The following is a 22,433-nucleotide window of genomic DNA, read 5'->3' as shown; positions in this document are numbered from 1 at the left end:
GAACGAAGCCCCCTTTGCTGGCCCAGCCCCTTCCCAGCCCAAAAAACGAACCGAGACCGACGGGCCCCTCTCCCTCTTCTTTTCCCCCCCCCCGCGCTCCTCTGCGTGACGGTCCGGCTCAGCTGCGCGGCAGCGCCCCCGGGACCGGCGGGACCACCGGCGGGAGTCCGTGCGGAGCGGCGGAGCGGGCGCCCTGCTCCGGGGCGTCGAGCGGCACCGTGAACGGCTGCTCGTCACCGACGCACAGCGTCCCCTCGGCGGGCAGCGTCCCGTCGAGCAGGTAGGCGTCGATGGCACCCGTCGCGCACGCCGACGTGCCGTAGGCGGTGTGGCCCCAGCTGTCGCTCGACAGCAGGCGGCTCTTCGGGAGCGCCTTGTCGACCGTCACGGCGTTGTCGTAGTTCGTCGCGGGGTCCCAGTAGTTGCCGACGACGAGCACCGGGTTGGCCGTCTGCTTCGTGAACGGTCCGGTGTAGGCGTCCTCGTCGCGCACGGTCCACGTCTGGTTCGCGCACGGCGAGGAGTTCCACGTCCACGCGCGGCCGAAGTCGGGCGCGCGCTGGTCGGCGCGGTCGGCGTGCCCGGGCCACGAGCGCGCGTAGACCGGGTTGCGGCCGTCGACGCACTGGATCGAGAAGAACGCCTCGAGCCCGTTGTCGTACGGGAATGCGAGCCCGAGGGCCTCGTGCTGCTGGGCGGCGGTCTCGTCGGCAGCCTTCGCCCGGTCCTGCTGCGAGAGGATCTTGGCGGCGAGCGCGGCGTTCGCTGCCGCCTGCGTCGCTGCGCCGTCGGTCCCCGGCTCGGCGGGCGCCTGGGCGAGCTCCCACAGGAACGTGAGGTCCTGGTCGACGATGTCCGCGGCGTTCGGCGCGTACATGTCGCTGAGCAGGAACGAGATCAGCGTCGCGTAGGTGACCGTGAGGAGCACCTCGCCCGTCTCGGGGTCGACGATGTCGACGGGGTCCTCGCGCAGCGACGCCTTGAGCGCGGCGTAGTTGTCCTGCGGGTCGCCGAACGCGGCGAAGCGGCAGAACTCCGGGCCGGTCTTCTCGCAGCGGAGCAGGATCTCGTCGAGGGCCTTCGACGCGCCCTCCGCCGAGCGGATGCGCGTGAACGTCGGGACGTCGCGGTTCGCGCGGGTGCCGACCCAGTCGGCCGGGTCGACGACGCCGTCGATCACGACCGCGCGCACGCGGTCCGGGAACATGTTGGCGTAGTAGTTGCCGAGGATGCTGCCGTAGGAGAAGCCGAGGTAGCTGAGCTTCTGGTCGCCGAGCGTGCGCCGGAGCACGTCCATGTCGCGGACCACCTCGGCGGTCGACATCGACCCGGACAGCGGCCGGCCGGTCGTCGAGCACGCGATCCCGATGTTCTCCGACGCCGTGACGTACACGGCCTCCTCGTCGTCGGTGACGGGGAACGGGAAGTCCACACCGGCGAGCGCGGCCGCCTGCTCGCCCATGTTCTCGAAGCACCGCACGTTGTCGCTGTAGTTCGTGCCGCGCGGGTCCATGCCGATGATGTCGAAGCGCTCGAGCACCTCGGGGCCGAGGAACTGGGCCGCGACGGCGGCGATCTGCACGCCCGAGCCGCCGGGGCCGCCGGGGTTGAGGAACAGGGAGCCGAGCTTGTTCGCCTGGTCGCTCGCCGGGTGGCGCAGGACCGCGACCGATGTCGTCGCGCCGCGGGGCTCGTCGTAGTCGAGCGGGAGGCTCACGGTGGTGCACTCGTTGCCCTCGCCGAACGCGGGGCTGCAGTCGAACCAGCTCAGCGCGGGTGCGGGGACGCGGTCGACGCGCTGCGCCTCGATGTCCCCGATCGGCGTGCCGACGGCGGACGCGGCTCCGGCGACCGCGGTACACGCGAGGGTGGCGGTCGCCAGGACGGCGACCCACCGGGTGGACGTGCGTGCTCGAGACATCGAACCTCCTGTGACGTGCCGACCGGTCGGCGCCCCCTGACGCCGGCTCGTGAGCGGCATGCGCTTCACACTCTCGGCGCACGCGCGCCAGCGTCAAGGGAACGCACAGGTTCTCCACATAGCGCGTAAAGCGAGTTCCCAGCGATCCGTGGTCGAGCGACAGGCCGGCGCCGCCGGGCCGACGCGCGACCGGCCCCCGCCCAGCACGTGCTGAGCGGGGGCCGGTCGGTGCTGCGGTGCTCGTCGGGCCCGGTCGGCGCGGGCTGCGCCGTCAGACCCGGAGCGAGCGCCGCCGTCCGGCGGGCTGCGGGGAGATCAGCTCCGCGGCAGCGCCCCCGGAACCGGCGGCACCACGGGCGGCAGCCGGTCGGACCGCGCCGACCGCGCACCCGAGTCGGGACCCTCGGGCGCCTCGAGCGGGACGGTGAACGGCTGGTCGGCCCCGACGCACAGCGTCCCCGCGGGCGGCGTCGCGCGCGTCAGCAGGTACGTCTCGATCGCGTCCGTCACGCACGCCGACGTGCCGTACGCGGTGTGGCCCCAGCTGTCGCTCGACAGCAGCCGGCTGTTCGGCAGCAGCCGTGCCGCGTTGACCGCGCCGTCGTAGTTCGTCGCCGGGTCCCAGTAGTTGCCGACGACGAGCACCGGGTTGGCCGTCGTCTTCGTGAACGTCCCCGTGTAGGCGTCCTCGTCGCGCACCGTCCACGTCTGCTGGGCGCAGGGCGACGAGCCCCACGTCCACAGGCGCCCGAAGTCGGGGGCCCGGGCGTCCGCGCGGTCCGCGTGCCCCGGCCACGAGCTCGCGTAGACCGGGTTGCGGCTGTCCGTGCACAGGACCGAGAGGAACGCCTCGGGGGAGTTGTCGTACGGGAACGCGAACCCGAGCGCCGCACGCTGCTGGGCCTCCGTCACCTCCGCCGCCTTCGCCTGCTCCTGCTGCTGGCGGTACCGCTCGACGAGTCCCTGGCGCGCGGCGTCCTGCCGCGCGGCGGCCTCGGTCCCCGGCTCGGCGGGCTCCTGCAGGAGCTCCCACACGAAGCTCAGGTCCATGTCGACGAAGTCCGCGGCGATCGGCGCGTACAGGTCGCCGAGCAGGAACGAGATCAGGACCGGGTACGTGAGCGTCAGGTACACCTCACCCGTCTCCGGGTCCACGAGGTCGAGCGGCTCCTCCCGCAGCGTCGCCTTGATCTGCGCGAACAGGTCCTGCGGGTCGCCGTACCCGGACAGCCGGCAGTACTCCGGGCCGGCCTTCTCGCACCGGAGCAGGATCTCGTCGAGCGCCTTCGCGGCGCCCTCACCCGACTTGATCCGGGTCGTCACCGGCGTGCTCTGGGTGGCGCGGCTGCCCTGCCAGCCCGTCGGGTCCAGCACGCCGTCGATCACGAGAGCCCGGACCCGGCCCGGGAACATGTTCGCGTACACGTTGCCGAGGTAGCTGCCGTACGAGAAGCCGAGGTACGTGAGCTGGGTGTCGCCGAGCATGCGCCGGATGACGTCCATGTCACGGGCCACCTCGGCCGTCGACATCGAGCCCGAGAGCGGCGTGCCGGTCGTCGAGCACGCCTGCCCGATGCGCTCCGACGCCGAGACGTACGCCGCCTCCTCGTCGTCCGTGTCGGGGAACGGCACGTCCCAGCCCTGGAGGTCGGCGGCCTGCTCGCCCATGTTCTCCCAGCAGCGGACGTTGTCGCTGAAGTTGGTGCCGCGCGGGTCGACGCCGACGATGTCGAACTTCTCGACGACCTCAGGACCGAGGAACTGGCTCGCGACCGCGGCGATCTCCACGCCCGAGCCGCCGGGGCCGCCGGGGTTGAGGAACAGCGAGCCGAGCTTGTTCGCCTGGTCGGCCGCCGGGTGGCGCAGGACCGCGACGGCGGTGGTCGCGCCCCGCGGCTGGTCGTAGTCGAGCGGCAGGTTCACGGTGGTGCACTCGTTGCCCTCGCCGAACGCCGGGCTGCAGTCGAACCAGCTCGGGGTCGGCGTCGGGACACGGTCGACGCGCTGCGCCTCGACGTCCCCGATCGGTGCGCGTGCGGATGCCTGGGCCGTGGACGCGCCGGCGGCGGCGGTGCCGACGAGCGCGAGAGCGGTCAGGACGGTGACGAGACGGGACGTGCGTGGTCGGTTCATCGAGCCCCCTGCGACGTGCCACGCGGTCGACGCCCCCCTGGCGCCGGCTCGCGGCTGGCATGCTCGCCACACTCGCGGCGTCCGATATGCACCGTCAAGGTGCGGCACAGGTTCTCCACATGCGGCGCAAAGCCCGACAGGATGCGGGGGACGCGTCCGGCCGCCGGTGCGAGAGTGACGAGGACCGCCCCGTGCCCGACGACGGGCCGCCGACCCGAGGAGTCCCCCGTGCCGCGACGCATCGCCACCGCCGACCGAGTGAGCCGCGACGAGCTGCTCGAGTTCCTGCGCCCGCGCCACCACGCCGTGCTGCTCACCCGGCGCCGGTCCGGCGGGCCGCAGCTCTCGCCCGTGACGTGCGGGGTCGACGACTCCGGCTGCCTCGTCGTCTCGACCTACCCGGACCGCGCGAAGGCGATCAACGTCCGGCGCGACTCCCAGGTCAGCGCGTGCGTGATGTCGGACGACTTCGACGGGCCGTGGGTCCAGGTCGACGGGACCGCCGAGGTCGTCGACCCGCCCGACTCGGTCGAGCCGCTCGTCGAGTACTACCGCAACATCGCCGGCGAGCACCCCGACTGGGCCGAGTACCGCCAGGCCATGCTCGACCAGGGGAAGTCGCTGATCCGGCTCCACATCGAGGCGTGGGGACCCGTCGCGACCGGGGGGTTCCCGCCGCGGCTCGCGGACGGGTGAAGGGGGAACGCGTGGCGCGCTCGTCGTGAGCGTGGGGCGCCCGGACGGGTGAGCGTGAGGGTGCGCGGACGGGTGAGGGTGCGGCGAGCGGCCCTGCGGGCGGGGCTGCGGCCGTTCACCCGGACGGAGCAGCGACCGGCCGCTGCGATTGCGGGTCCACCGAGGTGCCTCCTACGTTCGAGGGGCGCGTCATCGGTGACGCGCGGACCGTGGGGGGTCGTGGGCGATGAGCGCGCACCGCTGGGCGACGCGAGCAGGGACGTGGCTGGTCCGCGGCCTGCTCACGGGAGCCGGTGCCGTGCTCGTCGGTGCCGTGGTCGCCGGTCCCGCGCAGGCCGCAGGAGCTCCGGCCGCGCCGCTCGCCGTCGGGTCGTTCGCCGCGCCGCACCTCACGAGCTCGTTGGTCACGACGCAGGTCGCGGGGGCCGACGAGGCGCTCGGTGCCGTGCTCGGCGGGCTGACCGGCTCGGTCGGGGCCGTGGTGACACCGGTCGCCGACGCCGTCCTCACGCCGGTCGCGGACGCCGCGGTGACGCCCGTGGCCGAGGTGGTCGACCCCGTGGCCGGCACCGTCGCTCCCGTGGTGGAGCCGGTCGTCGAGCCGGTGGCGCAGGTGGCGGCCCCGGTGACGCAGGCCCTGGCGCCCGTCGTCGCGGGCGTCGTGCAGCCCGTGGTCCCCGTCGTCGAGCGCACGGTGACCGCGGTGTCGCCGCTCGTCGAGCCGGTCACCGGCGCGGTCGACGCGGTGGCTCCCGCGCTCACGCCGGTGACCGCCCCCGTCGACGAGCTGCTCGGTGGGGTCGTTCGAGACGTCGCGGAGCCGCTGCGGCTGGTGCTCGACGGCGTCGTCGCACCCGTCGTCGCGCCGCTCACCCCCGTGGTCGAGGCGGTCCGATCGCTCGTCCCGGCCCTCCCGCTGGCGCCCCTGGTGCTCGACCCGCTCGTGCCGGGCGTCGTCGTGCCGAGTCCCGCGCCGACGTCGCCGGTGCTCCCGGGTGGTGGTGGTGGCGGGCAGTACGTGGACCGCCCCGTGGTCGACGACCGCTCGGACCTCTCCGCCGGCTCCGACCTCCCCGCTCTCGGCGCACCGGCAGGAGCAGCCGCTCCCGCAGCTGCGGGCGTCGGTGCCGGGGCGACTGCGCACGCGACGAGCCCGCGCTCGACGGGCACCCCGGCCGGGTCCACGGCCGGCGGCCTCGCCGTCGCGCGCGCGGCAGCGACGCCGACCGGCGACGCCCACGGACCCACGACCCCCGGCACCCCCGGCGCGCCCGCGGCCCCCGTGCCCTCGACGGGTGGCGCGGGCGGGGGCTCGTCCGCGGGCGGCGGTCCCCGCACCGGCGCCGACGCCGCGCTCCTGACCTTCGCCGCGCCCGCCGGCCTGCGGCTCGTCGCGACCCTCGCGGGTGCGGACCTCGGCTGCCCCGGCGGCCCGGCGACGGACATCCCGCGCAGCCCTGCCTGACCGGACCGCGTCGTCCCCGTGACGACACGCGTCCTCGCGCCCCGAGCGGGCGCTCCGGTCATCAGCAGAGGAGCAACCCATGCACACGTACGTCCGTCGAGCGCTGCAGACAGCGCTCGTGAGCGGTGGCCTGCTGGCCGCCGGGGCCGTCGCGGCCCAAGCCACGCCCCACGACGGGGCGCTCGGGGTCGACGTCGTCGTCGGCTCCACCACGCAACCCCTCGTCGCGCTGAGCGTCGGCCTCGGCGGCGAGCCGACCGCAGCCGCCGGCGGCGCGCCGCTGGTCGCGGCGCCCGTCACCGTGCCGGTCGACGTGTCGGGCGTCGCGGTGGCGGTGCTGGGGGATGCGAACGTTGCGTCCGCGGCGCCGGCCGGTGGTCAGGCGGCAGCCGTTCCCGAGGCGCCGGTGGCGTCGCCGGAGGCCCTGGTCGCGGCGCCCGTCACCGTGCCGGTCGACGTCTCGGGCGTCGCGGTGGCGGTGCTGGGGGATGCGACCGTCGGGTCCGCGGCGCCTGCCGGTGGTGCCGGTGCGGGCGGCGCCGCTAGTGACCCCGTGATGGCGCCCGAGGTGCCGGTGCCGGCACCGGGATCGCTGGTCTCGGCTCCGGTCGAGGTGCCGGTCGACGTGTCGGGCGTCGCGGTCGCGGTGCTCGGGGACGCGAGCGTCACGTCCGCAGGACCGGCCGGCGGTGACGAGGTCAGCGGTGGCCCCGCGGAGGGCGACGGCTCCGGAGCTGCCGGGCCGATCCCGGGGGTCGTGTCGGTGCCGGTGACGGTTCCGGTCGACGTCTCCGGGGTGGCGCTCGGCGTGCTCGGTGACGCGGACGTCACCCAGGGACGCACCGACGGCGGGACGGATGCGTCGGTGCCCGGGGAGCCGACCGAGCCGGCTGGTGACGGTGCGGCCGTGGGGGCCGAGGGGCCGCTGGTCGACGCTCCGGTGAGCGTGCCCGTGACGGTCTCCGGCGTGGCCCTCGGGGTGCTCGGGGACGCGACGGTCAGCCGTGAGGCGGCGGGCGCCGCAGGCGGCACCGACACCGGCGGCGGGACCGACACGGACGCCGGCACACCGGGTACGCCGGGCGCCGACACGCCGGGTATGCCGGGCGCCGGCACGCCGGGCGGCGGCTCGGTCGTCGAGCCGACCGCTCCGGGCGTCGTGACGCCGTCCGAGGGGGTCCTCGGAGCCGGTGAGGAGGCGCCCGGGGGAACGTCGGACGGGTCGGGTGCCGGGGTCGCGATGAGCGCGGGCGGCGGCAGCCTCGGGACGGACCGGGCGGACGCGACGAGCGCCGAGCAGGTCGCCCTGGCCCGCAGCGCCACGGGAGCGGGTCGGTCTGCCGCACTCGCGACGCGCGCTGCCGACGTCCGGCCGGTCGCGGCCCTCGCGGACACCGGGAGCGAGCTCTGGCTCGTCCCGGTCGCGCTGGCGCTGCTCGTCGGGGGCGTGTGGCTGCGCGGCCGCGCGCACCGGGCGGCCAACCACCCCCCGGCGCGGATCGCGTTCGTGCCGCACCAGCGGGGTGCGTCGGACCGGTCCTGACTCCGGTCCGCGGCGGGGCGGCCGGCGAGGTCCGGCTGCCCTGCCGCGGCGGCGCACCGTTCTCGTCGGTCGCTGCTCGCCGCTCGGGAGCACGCCGATCCGGGCGTTCCTCGGGCGGTCGGGCGCGATGCGGCGCACGATGGCGTCATGAGCGAGAACACGCAGAGCACGGACAGCGACACGAACACCCCGACCGGCGACGTCCCGAACCCGGAGACGGGCGTCGGGATCGGCGCCGGGGAGCCGTCGGGCTTCGAGCCCGAGGAGGACCCGGACGCCGTCCCGGACGACGCCCAGGCCTGATCGCCGTGGCCTGATCAGCGGGGCCCGACCGGCGGCCATTCGCGGGTCGGTCAGAACAGCGTGAGCTGCCCGCCCACGTCCTGCGGGGCCTCGACCGGCCCGCCGCGCGGCGTCGGCAGCGACCCGGGCGGGAACCCCTCGACTCCCGGGCCGAGGCCGGGCTGACGCTCGGCCGCGCTGACGAAGCCGTGCCGCTGTCGCAGCGGGGCGACGCGCTCGCGCAGCCACCGCCGGTAGTCGTCGGGCACGTAGGCCCCGCGCCCGTAGAGGCCCCGGTAGCGGGTGACGAGCTGCGGGTGCTCCTCCGCGAGCCAGCGGAGGAACCACGGCTTCACCGAGCCGCGCAGGTGCAGCGGCATGACCGTCACCCCGCTGGCCCCGACCTTCGCGAGCTCGCCGAGCAGCGCGTCGAGGTGCTCCTCGGAGTCCGTGAGCCACGGGAGGACGGGCGCGACGAGCACGCCGCACGAGAGCCCGGCGTCGCGCACCGCGCGCACGAGGTCCAGGCGTGCCCGCGGCCCGGGGGTCCCCGGCTCGACCGCGTGCTGGAGGGCGGGGTCGAGGACCGCGAGGGAGACGGCGACGCCCACGGGCACGTCGCGCGCGGCGGCGGTGAGCTGCGGCAGGTCGCGCTTGAGCAGCGGGCCCTTCGTGAGGATCGACAGGGGTGTGCCCGAGCCCGCGAGCGCGCCGATGATCCCCGGCATGAGCGAGTACCGGCCCTCGGCCCGCTGGTAGGGGTCGGTGTTGGTGCCGAGGGCGACGTGCTCGCGCTGCCAGGACCTCCGGGCGAGCTCGGCGCGCAGGACGTCGACGACGTTGGTCTTGACGACGATCTGGGTCTCGAAGTCCCGGCCGGCGTCGAGGTCCAGGTACTCGTGGGTGGGCCGCGCGAAGCAGTACGTGCACGCGTGCAAGCACCCGCGCATGGGGTTCACCGTCCACCGGAACGGCATGCGCGACGCCTCGGGGACCCGGTTGAGCGCGCTCTTGGCGGCGACCTCGTGGAAGGTCACGCCGCGGAAGTCGGGCGTCTGCACGCTGCGCACGAGCCCGGCGAGCGAGAGCCCGGGCAGGGCGCCGCCCTCGTCCTGGTCGAGCCGCTGGCCTTCCCACCGCATGGCAGCCATTCGAACACATGTTCGACCAGGATGCTAGCGAGCAGGGCCTCGACCAGGCGATCCCGACGGCGTGAGCCGCGACCGAGATCGAGACCGAGGAGCGTCACTCCGGTGACGGCCGGGGCTGCGGGAGGGCGGGCGCGTCCGGCAGGGCGCCGTGGTCGAGCGCCGCGGGCGGCTCCCGCCGCACGTCGTCCTCGGGGATCCACGCGAGCCAGGCAGGCTCCGCGCCGCGGTCCTGCGCGACGCGGACGAAGCCGGGTGCGCGCGCGACGAGCGCCACGTCGAGCGTCGCGGTCGAGCCGTCATGCAGCCGCGCGGTCACCCGGACCGGTCGCGCAGGGACCACCGGCTCGACGTCACCCGCCGGCGGCGCCGGCAGGGCGACGACCAGCCCGGTCCACGGGGTCGGAGGTCGGTCAGGCACGACCCCAGCCTGTGCCGTCCACGAGCCGTCGGCCACCGGCGGGAACCGGCCCGGGCTGGCACGCGTTGTCCAGAGGACCTGCCGCCCACCCGAAAGAGCCATGGACACCGACAGTACGAGCCCCCGCACGTCGCGCGACGATCAGCCGGCGAGGGGGTGCATGTCCTGATGTGGGTGCTCACGCTGCTGCTCGGCGTGCTCGTCGTGCTGGCCATCACGGCCGCCACCGGCTACTTCGTGGCCCAGGAGTTCGCGTACATGGCCGTGGACCGCTCGCGCCTGGCCTCGCGGGCCGGTGGTGGCGACGTCGCGGCGCAGCGCGCGCTCGCGGTGACCCGGCGCACGTCCTTCATGCTGTCCGGCGCGCAGCTCGGCATCACCGTCACGGGGCTGCTCGTCGGGTATGTCGCCGAGCCGCTGATCGGTGAGTCCCTGGGCGAGGCGCTCGGCGGGGTCGGTGTCCCGACCGGCGTGGGGATCGCGATCGGCACGGTCCTCGCGCTGCTGTTCTCGACGCTCGTGCAGATGATCGTCGGCGAGCTGTTCCCCAAGAACCTTGCCATCGCCCGCCCCGAGCCGGTCGCCCTGTGGCTGGCCCGCTCGACCACGGTCTACCTGACGGTGTTCGGGTGGCTCATCCGAGTGTTCGACGCCGCGTCGAACCTCCTGCTGCGCGCCCTGCGGATCGAGCCCGTGCACGACGTCGAGCACTCCGCGACCGTGCGGGACCTCGAGCACATCGTCGAGGACTCCCGCGACAGCGGGGACCTCCCGGCCGACCTGTCGATGCTCCTGGACCGGATCATCGACTTCCCGCGTCGCGACGTCGAGCACGCGATGATCCCCCGCGCCCACGTGGACGTCGTGGACGCCACCGAGACGCTGGCGGAGGTCCGCACCCGGATGTCCACCGGTCACTCCCGGTACCCGGTGCTGACCGACGACGAGCAGGTCGTCGGCGTCGTCCACCTCGACGACGTGCTGGCGGGTGCCGAGGGCGACCGCGCCGCCGCCGAGACGTTCATGCGGCCCCCGCTGGTGCTCGCGGCGTCGATGACCCTGCCCGGTGCCCTGCGCGAGCTGACCCGGTCGAGGAACCGGATGGCGTGCGTGATCGACGAGTACGGCGGGTTCGCCGGGGTGCTGACCCTCGAGGACCTCGCCGAGGAGCTGGTCGGGGAGATCACCGACGAGCACGACCCCGCCACCCCGACCCTCGCCCCCGTGGCGGACGACGGGATCTGGGTCATGGCCGGCGACGTCCACATCGACGAGGTCGAGCGCGCCGTCGGCCACGACCTGCCGCGCGACGGCTACGAGACCATCGCCGGCCTGGTCATCGCCCACCACGGCTCCCTGCCCGCGACCGGGGACGTCGTGCACGTCGAGCTGCCTCCCGACCCGGCCGACCTGGCCCACGCCGACGAGCCCGCACCGCTGTGGATGCGCGTGGAGGTGCTCGAGGTCGAGCGGCACGTGCCCGCGCTCGTGCGCGTCACGGTCCCCGCCGAACCGCCCGCGCCGCCCGAGGCCGGGCCCGACGCCGGCACGGATGCAGAGATGGACACCGGCCCCGACGCAGGGACGGGCGCCGGCGCCGGCCCCGACGCCCGGGAGGCCGGCCGATGAGCGACCCGTGGATCGTCACCGGCGTCACCGTCGCCCTGATCGCGCTGAGCGCGTTCTTCGTCGCCGTGGAGTTCGCGCTGCTCGCCGCGAAGCGGCACCGGCTCGAGGACGCCGCACCCACCAGCCGGTCGGCGCGTGCGGCGCTGCGCAGCTCGACCGAGCTGACGGTGCTGCTCGCCGGTTCCCAGCTCGGGATCACCGCGTGCACCCTGGCCCTCGGGGCGATCACCAAGCCGGCCGTGCACCACTGGCTCACGCCCGTCTTCGAGACGTGGGGGCTGGCGCTGTGGCTGGCCGACGCCGCCGGGTTCGTCCTGGCCCTCCTGATCGTCACGTTCCTGCACCTCGTCGTCGGGGAGATGGCCCCCAAGTCGTGGGCGATCGCCCACCCCGAGACGTCCGCGACCGTGCTCGCGATCCCCATGCGCGCGTTCATGTGGGTCACCCGACCGCTGCTCGTCGCCCTGAACGACGTGGCCAACTGGTGCCTGGTCAAGGTCGGCGTCGAGCCGGCGAGCCAGGTCGCCGCCGGGCAGAACCCCGACGACCTCCGTCACCTGCTCGAGCACTCCGCGAACGTGGGGGCGCTCGAGCCGGCCTACTTCGCCCAGCTCTCCGGCGCCCTGGAGCTCCAGGAGCTCACGGTCGGGGACCTGCTCACGCCCGCCTCGCGGCCGACCGCCGTCCCCGTCACCGCGACGGCGGCGGACGTCCAGGACGCCACCCGGGCCTCGGGCCACCTGCGGATCCTCGTCGGGGACCCGGGCTCGGCGCAGGGGGTCGTGCACGTGCGGGACACGCTGGTCGAACCCGCCGACCGGCCCGTGCAGGAGCTCATGCGGCCCGTGCTCGCGCTCGAGGCCCGCACGCCCGTGTACGCGGCGCTGACGTCGATGCGCGAGACGCGCAACCACCTCGCCGTCGTCGTCGACGACGGCGCCCTGCGCGGGGTCGTCACCCTCGCCGACGTCCTCGCCCGGCTCTTCCCGCGGACGCCGGCCACCCCGGCCGGGTCCTGACTGCGCGCCCGCGAGGGCTCCGGGCACGCAGCAGGGCCGACGGGTCGGAACCCGTCGGCCCTGCTGATCGTGCGGTCGGGCGCGGAGGCGTCAGGCTGCGCGCTCCCAGCCCTCCTGCGTCCCGAGCGGACCGACCGTCCCACCGTGCGGGCCCTTGCCCGGGTGGCCGGGGTGGCCCGGGTGCCCGGGGTGGCCGTGGCCGGTGCCCGGGCCGGAGACGCCGTTGATCGCGGACGTGTCCTGCGCGAGCGAGTACGTCGCGAACGCGACGGCCTTCACCATGATCCCGAGCGCCGTGGCGTTGATGTTCGTGATGTCGTCCTCGGGCGAGTGGTAGTTCGGGTCGTGCGTGATGCCTTCGGTGCCGCCGAACAGCGCGACCTCCTCGGCGGTCTTGACGTCGTCGGCCCCGGTGAACAGGCCCGACGCCGGGATGCCGTTGAGGATGAACGCCTGGTAGTCGGAGCGGCCCGAGAACTCCGTGTCGACCCACGGCTGCCCGATGCTGTCGAAGTAGTCGGTGAAGACGTCCTCGGTCTCGATGGAGCCGGGCGGGACCTCGACGGGCGCCTCGTACGTCGACTCGTCGGCGTCGTACACGCCGATGATGTAGTTCGGCGAGCCGATCATGTCGAAGTTCAGGTACGTCGCGATGCGGTCGAGCTCGCCCTCCTGCGTCGCGAGCTCCTCGACGTACTCGGTCGAGCCGATGAGCCCGAGCTCCTCGGCGCCCCACCACGCGAAGCGCACCGTGTTGTTGTGCTTCTTCGACTTCGCGAGCTGGACCGCGACCTCGAGCAGCGCCGCCGAGCCGGAGCCGTTGTCGTTGATGCCGGGGCCGTCCTCGACGCTGTCGAGGTGCGCGCCCAGCATCACGACGTTGTCGTCGCGCCCGCGCTTGGTCTCGGCGATCACGTTGAAGCTCTCGGCCTCCTCGACGTGGCTGCGGATGTCGAGCGTGACGTTCACCGGGTAGCCGGTGCCGAGGTCCTCGAGCAGCGCCTGGCCGGTCTCGAGCGTCGTGCCCGCGGAGGGGATCGTGACGCCGCTGTCCTCACCGAGCGTGCCGAACAGCTCCGTCTCGGGGAGGTTGTTGTAGATGACGATCCCGAGCGCGCCGGCCTCCTGCGCGACGAGCGCCTTCGTGGCGAACGGGCAGGTCCCGCGGCTCACGAGCGCGATCGTGCCGGTGGGGTCGACGTCGCCCCACGCTGCGGCGTCGCAGCCGAGCGGGTCCGTCGGGGCGGAGAGGTCCGCGGTCAGCCCGGCGTCGGGCGTGCTCGACGAGAACTCCATCTGGTCGACGACGAAGCTCGCGGCCTCAGGGGTGTTCTGCAGCAGGGCCTCGGCGTCGACGACGTCGAGGTCGAACGTGAAGTAGTCGCGCTCCGTCGTGTACCCCGCGCGCTTGAGGGTGCGCTCGACGTACTGGGCGCTCGCCTCGTACCCGGGCGTGAGGGCGGCGCGGTTGCCGTCGTTGCGGTCGGCGACGTACTGCAGGGCCTGCAGGTGGCGCTGGACCGCCTTCGTGGTGACCTTCTCCGCGAAGCGCTCGGGGCTGTTCGAGCCGCCGTGCGCGGAGGCGGGTGACGCGATCGCGCCGCCGACGAGCAGGGCGCTGGCCGCGGTGAGCGCGGCGAGGGTACGACGTGCTGTCACGGGTGGGACCTCCTGAGGAGTTCGGCGAGCCCGGGTCTGCTGACCCCGCGGTCCGTCCGAGGAGGAAGCCGCGTCGGCGCGGTTCACAACGTACGCACAGGTATTCCCGGGAGGGAAGGGGACAAAACGACTCCGCCCCCGTGGGCGGTCAGCGCGAGGCGACCGCGCGACGGTCCCGGCCCGGGGACGTCCGGCGCTCGCGTCGACGCAGGTAGTGCCACGCGAGCCCGGCGCAGACGACGCCGTTGAGGACGCCGACGAGGACGTCCGTCAGCTGGTGCATGCCGCGGTACAGCCGCGCGTACGCGACGAGCACGGGGACGAGCAGGCAGACCGCGGTCGCGAGCCACCGCAGCGTCGGGTTCGCGATCCGCCGGCTCAGCAGCGCGAGCGTCAGGTAGAACGCGGTCGACGCCCCGACGTGCCCGCTCGGGAAGCTCGACGTCGGGGGTGCCTCGTCGAGCTTCTCGACCGACGGGCGCTCGCGGCCGACGACCGCGGCGGCGGTCACGAACACCGCTGCCTGCACCGACACTGCGATCCCGGGTACGACGGCGAGCCACCACTCCTTGGTGCGCCACCAGACGAGCGCGATCACGAGGAGGCACGTGGTGATGATGAACAGCGTCGCGCCGATGTTCGACCACAGCGCGGTGACCTGGTCCATGACCGGCGTCCGGTCCGCGGCCAGGTCGGCGTTGATCGCGTCCTCGGCGGGCAGGTCGTCGAGCAGCCCCCGGATCAGCATCCCGAGCCCCACGACGACCGCCCACAGCCCGACGGCCGGGGCGAGGGCGCGGCGGGCGAGGTCGCCGCCGGCGCTGCGCAGGGTCGGTCGCGACGTGTCCTGCGCGTACCGGTGGACGAAGCTCACGGGTGGGCCTGCCTGTCGTCGGGGGTGGCGGGGGTGTCGGGGGCGCTGTGCTGGGGGAGGTGCGGGGTGCGGCCGACGTAGCCGAGGTAGGAGGCGCCGACCATCGCGGTGCCGACGAGCACCCCCGCGACGACGTCGGAGGGGTAGTGCACGCCGAGCAGGACGCGGTCGGCGGCGGTGAGGACGACGAGCGTGGCGGCGACGGCGGGGACCGCGACGCGCCCGCGGGGGCCGAGCAGCGGCCAGACGAGCAGCGTCACCGTGAGCCCGGCGACCGCGGTGTTCGTCGCGTGGCCCGACGGGAAGCTGAAGCCGTCGGCGTGCGCGACGGCGTCCTCGACGACGGGGCGGGCACGGGCCACGACCTGCTTCATGACCTGCGCGAGACCCCAGGCCACGAACAGCGTGACGACGGCCCACGTCGCGCGGGTGCGCAGGCCGTGCCGCCGCCACGCCCACAGGCACAGGAGAGCGACGAGGGGGTTGACCCACACGCCGCGGAACGCCTCCTGCCACGCGAGCAGCACGCTGCGCAGCGAGGGGTTGTCGCGGGTCAGGTCCGTCGCCGCGGCGATCACGGCCTCGTCGAGCACGACGACGGGTGAGGACTGGGAGCGCACGACGAACGCGAGCGCGGCGACGGGCAGCCCGAGCGCCGCCGCGAAGCCCGCGGCGCGCAGGAGGCGGTGCGTGCGGCCGGGGTGGTGCGGGGCCTCGGCGTCGCGGGTGTCCGTGCGGCGCGAGGTCATGCGCGAAAGGTAGACGTCCGGGGGCGTGCGCGCGCGTCGAGACGGCGGGCCGGCGCCGAGCTCCGGCCTGGCCCGGCCGCGGTCAGGCGGGGGCCTGGCGCAGCTCCTCGGCGAGCCGGCGCAGGTCCGCGTCGAGCGTGTCGAGCGCGCGGCCGAACGCGTCGGCGGCGTCCTCGCGGGCGGCCTGCAGCGCCTCGCCCGCCTCCTCGACGGACGCGACCGCCTCGTCGCGCGCGGCCTGGTCGTCGCTGTCCCGCGCGGTCTCGGCCTCGTCGAGCGCGGACTGGGCCTGCTCGAGCGCGGCCTCGGCCTCGGCGCGGGCGTCCGCCTCGGCGTCGTCGAGCCCGGCGCGCAGGTCGTCGATCTGGTCCTGGACGCCGGCGAGGTCGACGACGTCCTCGCCGAGGTCCTCGGGGGCGAGCGTCTCGGGCCCGGAGCGCTCGGCGACGGGGTCGGCGCTCTCGTCGCCGGCGGTGCAGCCGGTCAGGACGAGAGCCCCGGCGAGGGACAGCGTGACGATGGTCGAGCGCATGGGCGACCCCTTCGATCGGTGCTGGTGGGCCCAGTCTCCCGACGCGGGCGGGTCTGCGCGCGCCGAGCGGGGGTCCACGGTGCTCCCGCCGGGACGGGCCGGGCGCGGGCGTGCGCGCCCGCGCAATGCCGCACGACCGGTCTGTAAGTCAACCGTTGACCGGGTGAACAGCCGACGGCTACTGTCGGAATCGATCCATTAGTACACCATCCTTACATATCAGGCCGAGAGGCCGAGAGGACAGGGGACTGGAACGATGCGCTTCACTCACCGCGCCGCCGCGGGGCACGGAACGCTCGCACCGCACCACCAGACGGCCCTCGTCGCGCCCCGCACGCGCGTCGCCGTCGCGCTGGCCGCCCTGGCCGGCCTGCTCGTCACCTTCGTCGCGGCCCTGCCCGCCGCTCCCGCCAGCGCTGCCGGGACCTTCACCGCGACCTTCACGTCCGCAGGCGACTGGGGCACCGGCCACCAGGTCAACGTCAAGGTCACCAACAACAGCACCGCCGCCGCACCCTTCACGGTCGAGTTCGACCTCCCGGCCGGAACGACGATCAGCAGCTCGTGGGACGCCGACGTCACGCGCAACGGCAGCCGCTACACCGCGAAGTCGAAGAGCTGGGCGGGGTCGCTGGCTCCCGGCGCCTCGCTGACCTGGGGATACGTCGCCACCGGCGCCCACAAGGCCCCCACCGCGTGCACCGTCAACGGCGCGACGTGCGCCGGCGGGACGGTCACGCCGCCGCCGGTGACGCCCACCCCGACGCCGACGGTCACGACCACCCCCAAGCCGACCCCGACCCCCACGACGACGACCCCGCCGCCCGGTCCGGCCGGCAAGAAGGTCGTCGGCTACTTCACCGAGTGGGGCGTCTACGGCCGCAACTACCACGTGAAGAACATCCAGACGAGCGGCTCGGCGGACAAGCTGACCCACATCGTCTACGCGTTCGGCAACACGACCGGCGGCCGCTGCTCGATCGGTGACTCCTACGCCGACTACGACAAGGCCTACACCGCGGCCGACAGCGTCGACGGCGTCGCCGACACGTGGGACACCGGCGCGCTGCGCGGCAACTTCAACCAGCTCCGCAAGCTCAAGGCCATGCACCCCGGCCTCAAGGTCGTCTGGTCGTTCGGCGGCTGGACCTGGTCGGGCGGCTTCACGCAGGCCGCGCAGAACCCCGCCGCGTTCGCTGAGTCCTGCTACAACCTCGTCGAGGACCCGCGCTGGGCCGACGTGTTCGACGGCATCGACGTCGACTGGGAGTACCCCAACGCGTGCGGCCTGGTGTGCGACGCGAGCGGCCCCCAGTCGTTCGACAAGGTCGTCAGCGCGCTGCGCTCCAAGTTCGGCAGCAGCGCCCTCGTCACCGCGGCCATCACGGCCGACGGCAGCAGCGGCGGCAAGATCGACGCGGCCGACTACGCGACGGCGGCGACGAAGCTCGACTGGATCATGCCGATGACCTACGACTACTTCGGGGCGTTCAACCCGGCCGGTCCCACCGCGCCGCACTCGCCGCTGACGTCCTACGCGGGCATCCCGCAGCAGGGCTTCAACTCCGAGGCTGCTGTCGACAAGCTCATCGGCAAGGGCATCCCGTCGAACAAGATCCTGCTCGGCGTCGGCTTCTACGGCCGCGGCTGGACCGGGGTCAACCAGGCGGCGCCCGGTGGCTCCGCGACGGGTGCGGCTCCCGGCACGTACGAGGCCGGAATCGAGGACTACAAGGTCCTCAAGGGCCGCTGCCCCGCGACGGGCACGGTCGGCGGCACCGCGTACGCCAAGTGCGGCAGCGAGTGGTGGAGCTACGACACCCCGCAGACGCTCGCGAGCAAGATGTCGTGGGCCAAGAGCAAGGGCCTCGGCGGCACGTTCTTCTGGGAGCTGTCGGGTGACACCGCGAACGGCGAGCTGATCAGCGCGCTGTCCACCGGGCTGCGGTAGTCCGTCCCGCTCGGCGCCGAGGGCCCGGCGGCTGGTTCCCCCACCAGCTGCCGGGCCCTCGGTCTGCGTGCGACCGGCCGCACCGGTGCGCCGAGCCCCATCAGCTCGCCGCGGCGTCCTGCGGTGCGCGGCGGGCCAGCAGGACGCACAGCACGAGCAGGACGACGACGAACGGTGCCCAGCCGTACCGCTCCCAGGGGCTTGACGAGGCCGCGTTCATGACCGCGCCGAGCCCGAGCAGCCCGACGAGCGCGCGCACACCGGTGCGACCGGCGCGGGCGGGGAGCCGGACGCCCACCCCGCCGCGTGCGAGCACCACGAGCGCGGCGAGCAGCCAGACGACGGCCGAGACGCTGCTCGCGACGCGGAGGTCGTCGGGCAGGCGGCCCGGGTGGGCCCCGCTCCAGGCGGCGGCGCCGAGCGGGGCGCCGGCGGCGAGCGCGACCTGGAACGCGGTGACGAGCGCGAAGCCCGACGCCGCCGCGATGGCGAGGCGGCGGTCGCGGGGTGCGGTCGCCGGGACGGCGCCCGTGGCGGTGCGGGTCGAGGTGGCGGTCGTGGGCATCGGGACTCCCGAGGTGTGCGCGGGCGGGTGCGGACGGAGCCGACGGGTGGTGCGGGGACGGTGCCGTCGGCGGGGGTGACTCGCGCGGGGGCGCGCGCGAGGGCGGTTCGGGTCGAGGCGGTCAGTCGTCGGAGCGTGCTGTCGTGACCTCCGCGGTGAGCGCGTCGAGGGTCGTGAGCGCCTCGTCGGCCCAGGCGAGCGTCGCGCGGGCCGCGTGCTCGCCCGCCGCGATGGTGAGCAGCCAGTAGGGGCTGTCCTCGGCGTGCTCGACGTGGTCGTGGTCGGCCCGGGCGGCGGCGAGCGCGGTGAGCTGCTGCTGGGCCCGGTCGCGGGCGTCGCGCACGAGCGCGGCGCAGGCCTCGGGGCCGAGCGTCCGCCCGAAGAAGAGCCGGAGCAGGACACCGTTGCGCGGCGCGCCGGGCTGCGGGGGCTCGGCGAGCAGCGCGCGCAGCTCGGTGCGGCCCGCGGGCGTGAGCGCGAACGCCGACGAGCCCGTCCGCGCGCCGCCCTGGCGCTCGACGAGAGCGTCGCGCTCGAGCTCGGCCAGCGTGGGGTAGATCTGCCCGAAGCTCTCGCTCCAGAAGTGCCCGAGCGTCTCGCGGATGGCTTCGCGGACCGCGTAGCCGGTCATGGGCCGGATGCTCAGGGCGCCGAGCACGGCGGTGCGGGTCTGGCTGCTGCGCATCGAACTCCCTATGTCTAGAAGAGATGTCTAGCAGATAGATCGGGCTCTGGCCAGATGGTCGCGGCGGGAGCCTGCCGACGCGCGCCGCGGCCGAGTCGTCGCGGGCGTCCGGCGGCGGCGTCCCCACCGGGAGCCCGTCCGGGTGAGAGTCTTGTAACGATTCATTCCTGGCGGGTCGCCGCCGCGCCGTGTCAGCGTCTCCGGGCCTGGGCCCCCGACCACGGAGATGACATGACGCTCGTCCGACCTGCCCGCCCCCGTCCCGCGAGACCGGCCGCGCTGCTGCTCGCGCTCGCCCTGCTGCTCGCGCCGTTCCTCGCGGCCCTCCCCGCGACCCCCGCGCACGCCGCCGACAAGACCGTCTGGATCCCCGAGCGCTGGCGCACCACCGGCGAGGTCGCGTGGGCCGACAACCGCAAGACCGAGTCCGAGAACTTCGTCGTGCTCTGGGGAGAGCTCGCCGGGACGACCCCGACGACGGCGCCGGCGCAGTACCGGTTCGACCCCGCGCAGGTCCTGCGCGAGCTCGAGGACGCGTACGCGTTCTTCGTCGACGAGATGCGGTTCACGCCCGAGACCGGGCTCCTCGCGCAGCACAAGATCATCGTCATCATCACGACGACGTGGTCGAGCAACCCCGGGCTGAACGCGTGGGCCACCGGCGGCTCGACCGACGGCCGCGTCGGCGTCATCAACCTCGCCCCCGGCGCCGCGCAACCCGGCTCGTGGGGGCTCGTGCACGAGCTCGCGCACGTCATGCAGAACTACACGTTCCTCGGCCGCTCGGGCGTCGGGTTCACCCACCCCTCGGCCGGCACGTTCTGGGAGGCCAGCGCCGAGTTCATGGCGATGCAGGCGCTGCCGGGCGTCGCCGCGGGCGACCTCACGCGGTTCGTCCGCACCGAGAACCTGCCGTACTCGTCGAGCCGGCACCACTACGGCGCGTGGATGCTGCTCCAGACCGTCAAGGAGCGGCGCGGCCTCGCGTTCTTCAACCGGGTCTGGAACGAGGCGCGCAGCACCGAGCACCCGCTCGAGACGTACCGGCGCATCGCCGGGCTCACGCAGGACCAGCTCGGCGCCGAGATCGCGCAGTACGCGATGCGCAACGTCACGTTCGACTACGCGAACAAGGCCGACATCCAGCCGCACCTGAACCGGCTCTACCCGTTCGTCGTCCCGCAGAGCGTCGTGCAGCTCGAGGCCGTCGACGCCGCGCAGCAGCACTTCGCGGTGCCCGACGGCATCGCGCCGGGGGCGTTCGGCTACACCAAGATCCGGCTCGTCCCGTCGACGCCCGGCGGGCTCGTGCGCGTGCACCTCAAGGGCCACGTCGACCCGGCGGCCGGCTCGGGCTGGAGCTACGGGTTCGTCGGCGTGACGAACGGCGTCGCGCGGTACGGCCCGGTCACGCAGGGCACCGACACCGAGGCCTCGTTCCCGACGCGCGCGGGCGAGCAGGTCTACCTCGTCGTCGCCGGGACGCCGACCTCCGTGCCGAAGCACGCGTTCCTCGACGGCTACCCCGAGAACTACCGCTACCCGTTCGAGCTGCGGCTCGACGGCGCCCTGCCGTCGGGTCACGAGCCCGGCTTCACGCGCGGCACCGCGCCCGGCGGCGGGCGCTGGCACCCCAACGGCGGCGGCTGGGTCGACGCGCGCGCGACGGTCGCGTCGACCGCCTACGTCGGGCCGAACGCCGCGGTGTACGGGCGCGCGACCGTGAGCGGCAACGCGCGCATCGAGGGCCTCGCGTGGGTCAACGACGGCGCGACGGTCAGCGGGAACGCCGTCGTCACGGACTCGGCGCTGATCCAGGGCGGGGTGAGCATCGGCGGGACCGCGGTCGTCGGCGGTGACGCCGAGCCCAGCGGGACCTGCACCTCCGGCACCTATCTCATGTTCGACCCCGACCGGCGCTGCGACGGCGGTCCCGGCGAGGCCGACGTGAACCGGGCGCACGGGCGCTTCCCGAGCGCGGAGCTCGCGATCACGGGGTCGACGACCCCGCCGGCCCCGACGCCGACGGCCACGCCGACCCCGGCGCCGACCGCGACCCCGACGCCGACGGCGACACCGCGCCCGACGGCGACGCCGACCGCGACCCCGCGCCCGACGGCGACCCCGACGGCGACCCCGCGCCCGACCCCGACCGCGACCCCGCGCCCGACGGGCACGCCCGCGCCGACGACCCCTCCGGCGTCGGGCCGCACGTGCTCCGCGTCCTACGTCGTGACCAGCACCTGGGCGGGCGGCTTCGTCGCCTCGGTGCGGGTGACGGCCGGTGACGAGCCGATCGAGGGCTGGACGGTCACGGTCGACCTGCCGTCGGGGAGCGTCGTGCACAGCTGGAGCACCGAGGTGCTGACCCAGCGCCCGCTCACGCTCGGCCCCGCGGCGTGGAACTCCCGCCTCGCGGCGCGCAGCGCGGTCGACGTCGGGTTCCAGGGCACGGGTGGATCGGCGGCGACGACGGTGACCTGCACGGCACGCTGACGCCCCGCGGCCCCACGTCGTCGGGCGCGCGGTGTGGGCGTCGGGCGCACGGTGGTGGGGACGGGCGTCCGCCGCGGGTGCGGTCCTCAGGACGCAGGGAAGGCCCCGTCGCGCTCTACGCGACGGGGCCTTCCGGGACCGCGAGGGTCAGTGCGTGCGGTGCGCGTCGTGCGCGTCGTCGTCGCCCTCGATCTCCTTCGCGAGCAGGTAGGACCCGACGGCCCAGACGGCTGCGCCGAGGAAGCCGACCCAGACGCCGAGGTCGGTGCCGAGGTCGTCACCGCGCTCGAGGCCGCCCATGGGGTTGAGCGCGAAGGCCAGGCACTGGATCGCTGCGGCGATGCCGACGGCCATCGACACGAGGGTCAGGCCGCGGTGCTGGCCGCGGCGGGCGCGCTTGCCGGCGTAGATCAGCGACGCGAGGAGGCCGAGGCCCAGGTACGCGATGAAGGGGACGAGGGAGTCGGTCTCGTAGCCCGTGCGAGGGTCGGCGCTGTCGGCCGGGTTCACCCAGTTGAGCAGCGGGGAGATGTTGAACACCACGATGCCGGCAGCAGCGACAGCGAGGCCGGTGGTCTTCGCGCGGCGGGTGGTGTCGTGCGTCGTGGTGGTGCGGGGGGATGCGGTCATGGGAGAGATCTCCGTCGTCAGGGGGTGCGGCCCGC

19 protein-coding genes are annotated in these 22,433 nt (G+C 74.5%); 8 read left to right on the top strand and 11 right to left on the bottom strand.

The features are described from left to right. Positions 1–118 precede the first annotated feature (118 nt). Both ACWFNE_RS10340 and ACWFNE_RS10335 read right to left on the bottom strand, forming a co-directional pair. Positions 119–1,921: an alpha/beta hydrolase gene (locus ACWFNE_RS10340; protein ID WP_452122333.1), complete on the bottom strand. Its 1,803-nt coding sequence runs from the start codon at positions 1,919–1,921 to the stop codon at positions 119–121. 315 nt (positions 1,922–2,236) lie between these two features. After that, positions 2,237–4,054: an alpha/beta hydrolase gene (locus ACWFNE_RS10335; RefSeq protein WP_452122332.1), complete on the bottom strand. Its 1,818-nt coding sequence runs from the start codon at positions 4,052–4,054 to the stop codon at positions 2,237–2,239. 228 nt (positions 4,055–4,282) lie between these two features. On the opposite strand from ACWFNE_RS10335, the gene ACWFNE_RS10330 reads away from it, so the two are divergent. The 4 genes from ACWFNE_RS10330 (at position 4,283) to ACWFNE_RS10315 (ending at position 8,061) form a co-directional block, all read left to right on the top strand. Next, positions 4,283–4,750, top strand: a complete 468-nt coding sequence (locus ACWFNE_RS10330) for a PPOX class F420-dependent oxidoreductase (protein WP_452122331.1) — start codon at positions 4,283–4,285, stop codon at positions 4,748–4,750. A gap of 226 nt (positions 4,751–4,976) precedes the next feature. Beyond that, complete coding sequence (locus tag ACWFNE_RS10325) at positions 4,977–6,215, top strand: hypothetical protein (protein ID WP_452122330.1); 1,239 nt, start codon at positions 4,977–4,979, stop codon at positions 6,213–6,215. Positions 6,216–6,294: 79 nt separating this feature from the next. After that, positions 6,295–7,758: a hypothetical protein gene (locus tag ACWFNE_RS10320; RefSeq protein ID WP_452122329.1), complete on the top strand. Its 1,464-nt coding sequence runs from the start codon at positions 6,295–6,297 to the stop codon at positions 7,756–7,758. Positions 7,759–7,905: 147 nt separating this feature from the next. Next, the gene (locus ACWFNE_RS10315) at positions 7,906–8,061 is read left to right on the top strand and encodes a hypothetical protein (RefSeq protein WP_452122328.1); all 156 of its coding nucleotides are present in this window, start codon (positions 7,906–7,908) and stop codon (positions 8,059–8,061) included. A 50-nt stretch (positions 8,062–8,111) separates the two neighbouring features. Here the strand turns inward: ACWFNE_RS10315 and ACWFNE_RS10310 are convergent, their stop codons facing one another. Together ACWFNE_RS10310 and ACWFNE_RS10305 are read right to left on the bottom strand one after the other, a co-directional pair. Next, the gene (locus ACWFNE_RS10310; protein WP_452122378.1) at positions 8,112–9,182 is read right to left on the bottom strand and encodes an Rv2578c family radical SAM protein; all 1,071 of its coding nucleotides are present in this window, start codon (positions 9,180–9,182) and stop codon (positions 8,112–8,114) included. A 103-nt stretch (positions 9,183–9,285) separates the two neighbouring features. Further along, complete coding sequence (locus ACWFNE_RS10305) at positions 9,286–9,609, bottom strand: hypothetical protein (RefSeq protein ID WP_452122327.1); 324 nt, start codon at positions 9,607–9,609, stop codon at positions 9,286–9,288. 168 nt (positions 9,610–9,777) lie between these two features. Between ACWFNE_RS10305 and ACWFNE_RS10300 the strand changes: the two genes are divergently transcribed. Continuing rightward, positions 9,778–11,238, top strand: a complete 1,461-nt coding sequence (locus ACWFNE_RS10300) for a hemolysin family protein (RefSeq protein ID WP_452122326.1) — start codon at positions 9,778–9,780, stop codon at positions 11,236–11,238. Continuing rightward, positions 11,235–12,257 carry a hemolysin family protein gene (locus ACWFNE_RS10295; protein WP_452122325.1) on the top strand — a complete coding sequence of 341 codons (1,023 nt, stop codon included), beginning with the start codon at positions 11,235–11,237 and terminating at the stop codon, positions 12,255–12,257. The genes ACWFNE_RS10300 and ACWFNE_RS10295 overlap by 4 nt, the downstream gene beginning before the upstream one ends. Positions 12,258–12,347: 90 nt before the next feature. Here ACWFNE_RS10295 and ACWFNE_RS10290 read toward each other — a convergent pair whose 3' ends face one another. From ACWFNE_RS10290 to ACWFNE_RS10275, 4 genes are all read right to left on the bottom strand, one after another. Beyond that, complete coding sequence (locus ACWFNE_RS10290; protein ID WP_452122324.1) at positions 12,348–13,916, bottom strand: M20/M25/M40 family metallo-hydrolase; 1,569 nt, start codon at positions 13,914–13,916, stop codon at positions 12,348–12,350. A 148-nt stretch (positions 13,917–14,064) separates the two neighbouring features. Further along, a complete protein-coding gene (locus ACWFNE_RS10285) occupies positions 14,065–14,790 on the bottom strand; it encodes a phosphatase PAP2 family protein (RefSeq protein WP_452122323.1) in 726 nt (241 codons plus the stop codon). After that, positions 14,787–15,539, bottom strand: a complete 753-nt coding sequence (locus ACWFNE_RS10280; RefSeq protein WP_452122322.1) for a phosphatase PAP2 family protein — start codon at positions 15,537–15,539, stop codon at positions 14,787–14,789. Before ACWFNE_RS10280 ends, ACWFNE_RS10285 begins: the two co-directional genes overlap by 4 nt. Positions 15,540–15,621: 82 nt before the next feature. Further along, a complete protein-coding gene (locus ACWFNE_RS10275) occupies positions 15,622–16,071 on the bottom strand; it encodes a hypothetical protein (protein WP_452122321.1) in 450 nt (149 codons plus the stop codon). Positions 16,072–16,327: 256 nt separating this feature from the next. On the opposite strand from ACWFNE_RS10275, the gene ACWFNE_RS10270 reads away from it, so the two are divergent. Further along, positions 16,328–18,022: a glycosyl hydrolase family 18 protein gene (locus tag ACWFNE_RS10270; RefSeq protein WP_452122320.1), complete on the top strand. Its 1,695-nt coding sequence runs from the start codon at positions 16,328–16,330 to the stop codon at positions 18,020–18,022. 100 nt (positions 18,023–18,122) lie between these two features. Here ACWFNE_RS10270 and ACWFNE_RS10265 read toward each other — a convergent pair whose 3' ends face one another. After that, positions 18,123–18,587 (bottom strand): hypothetical protein, encoded by a 465-nt coding sequence (locus ACWFNE_RS10265; RefSeq protein WP_452122319.1) that lies wholly within the window; start codon positions 18,585–18,587, stop codon positions 18,123–18,125. Positions 18,588–18,708: 121 nt separating this feature from the next. After that, a complete protein-coding gene (locus ACWFNE_RS10260) occupies positions 18,709–19,272 on the bottom strand; it encodes a PadR family transcriptional regulator (protein WP_452122318.1) in 564 nt (187 codons plus the stop codon). 231 nt (positions 19,273–19,503) lie between these two features. Here ACWFNE_RS10260 and ACWFNE_RS10255 point away from each other — a divergent pair, with 231 nt between their 5' ends. Further along, positions 19,504–21,768: a DUF6055 domain-containing protein gene (locus ACWFNE_RS10255; protein WP_452122317.1), complete on the top strand. Its 2,265-nt coding sequence runs from the start codon at positions 19,504–19,506 to the stop codon at positions 21,766–21,768. Between the two features lie 147 nt (positions 21,769–21,915). On the opposite strand, the gene ACWFNE_RS10250 is transcribed toward ACWFNE_RS10255, so the two are convergent. Further along, complete coding sequence (locus ACWFNE_RS10250; RefSeq protein ID WP_452122316.1) at positions 21,916–22,398, bottom strand: hypothetical protein; 483 nt, start codon at positions 22,396–22,398, stop codon at positions 21,916–21,918. Between the last annotated feature and the right edge of the window lie 35 nt (positions 22,399–22,433).

Source organism: Cellulomonas sp. NPDC055163, assembly GCF_053607065.1.
The sequence above is the reverse complement of the archived record's forward strand: the minus strand, read 5'-3'. Positions and strand labels throughout refer to the sequence as shown.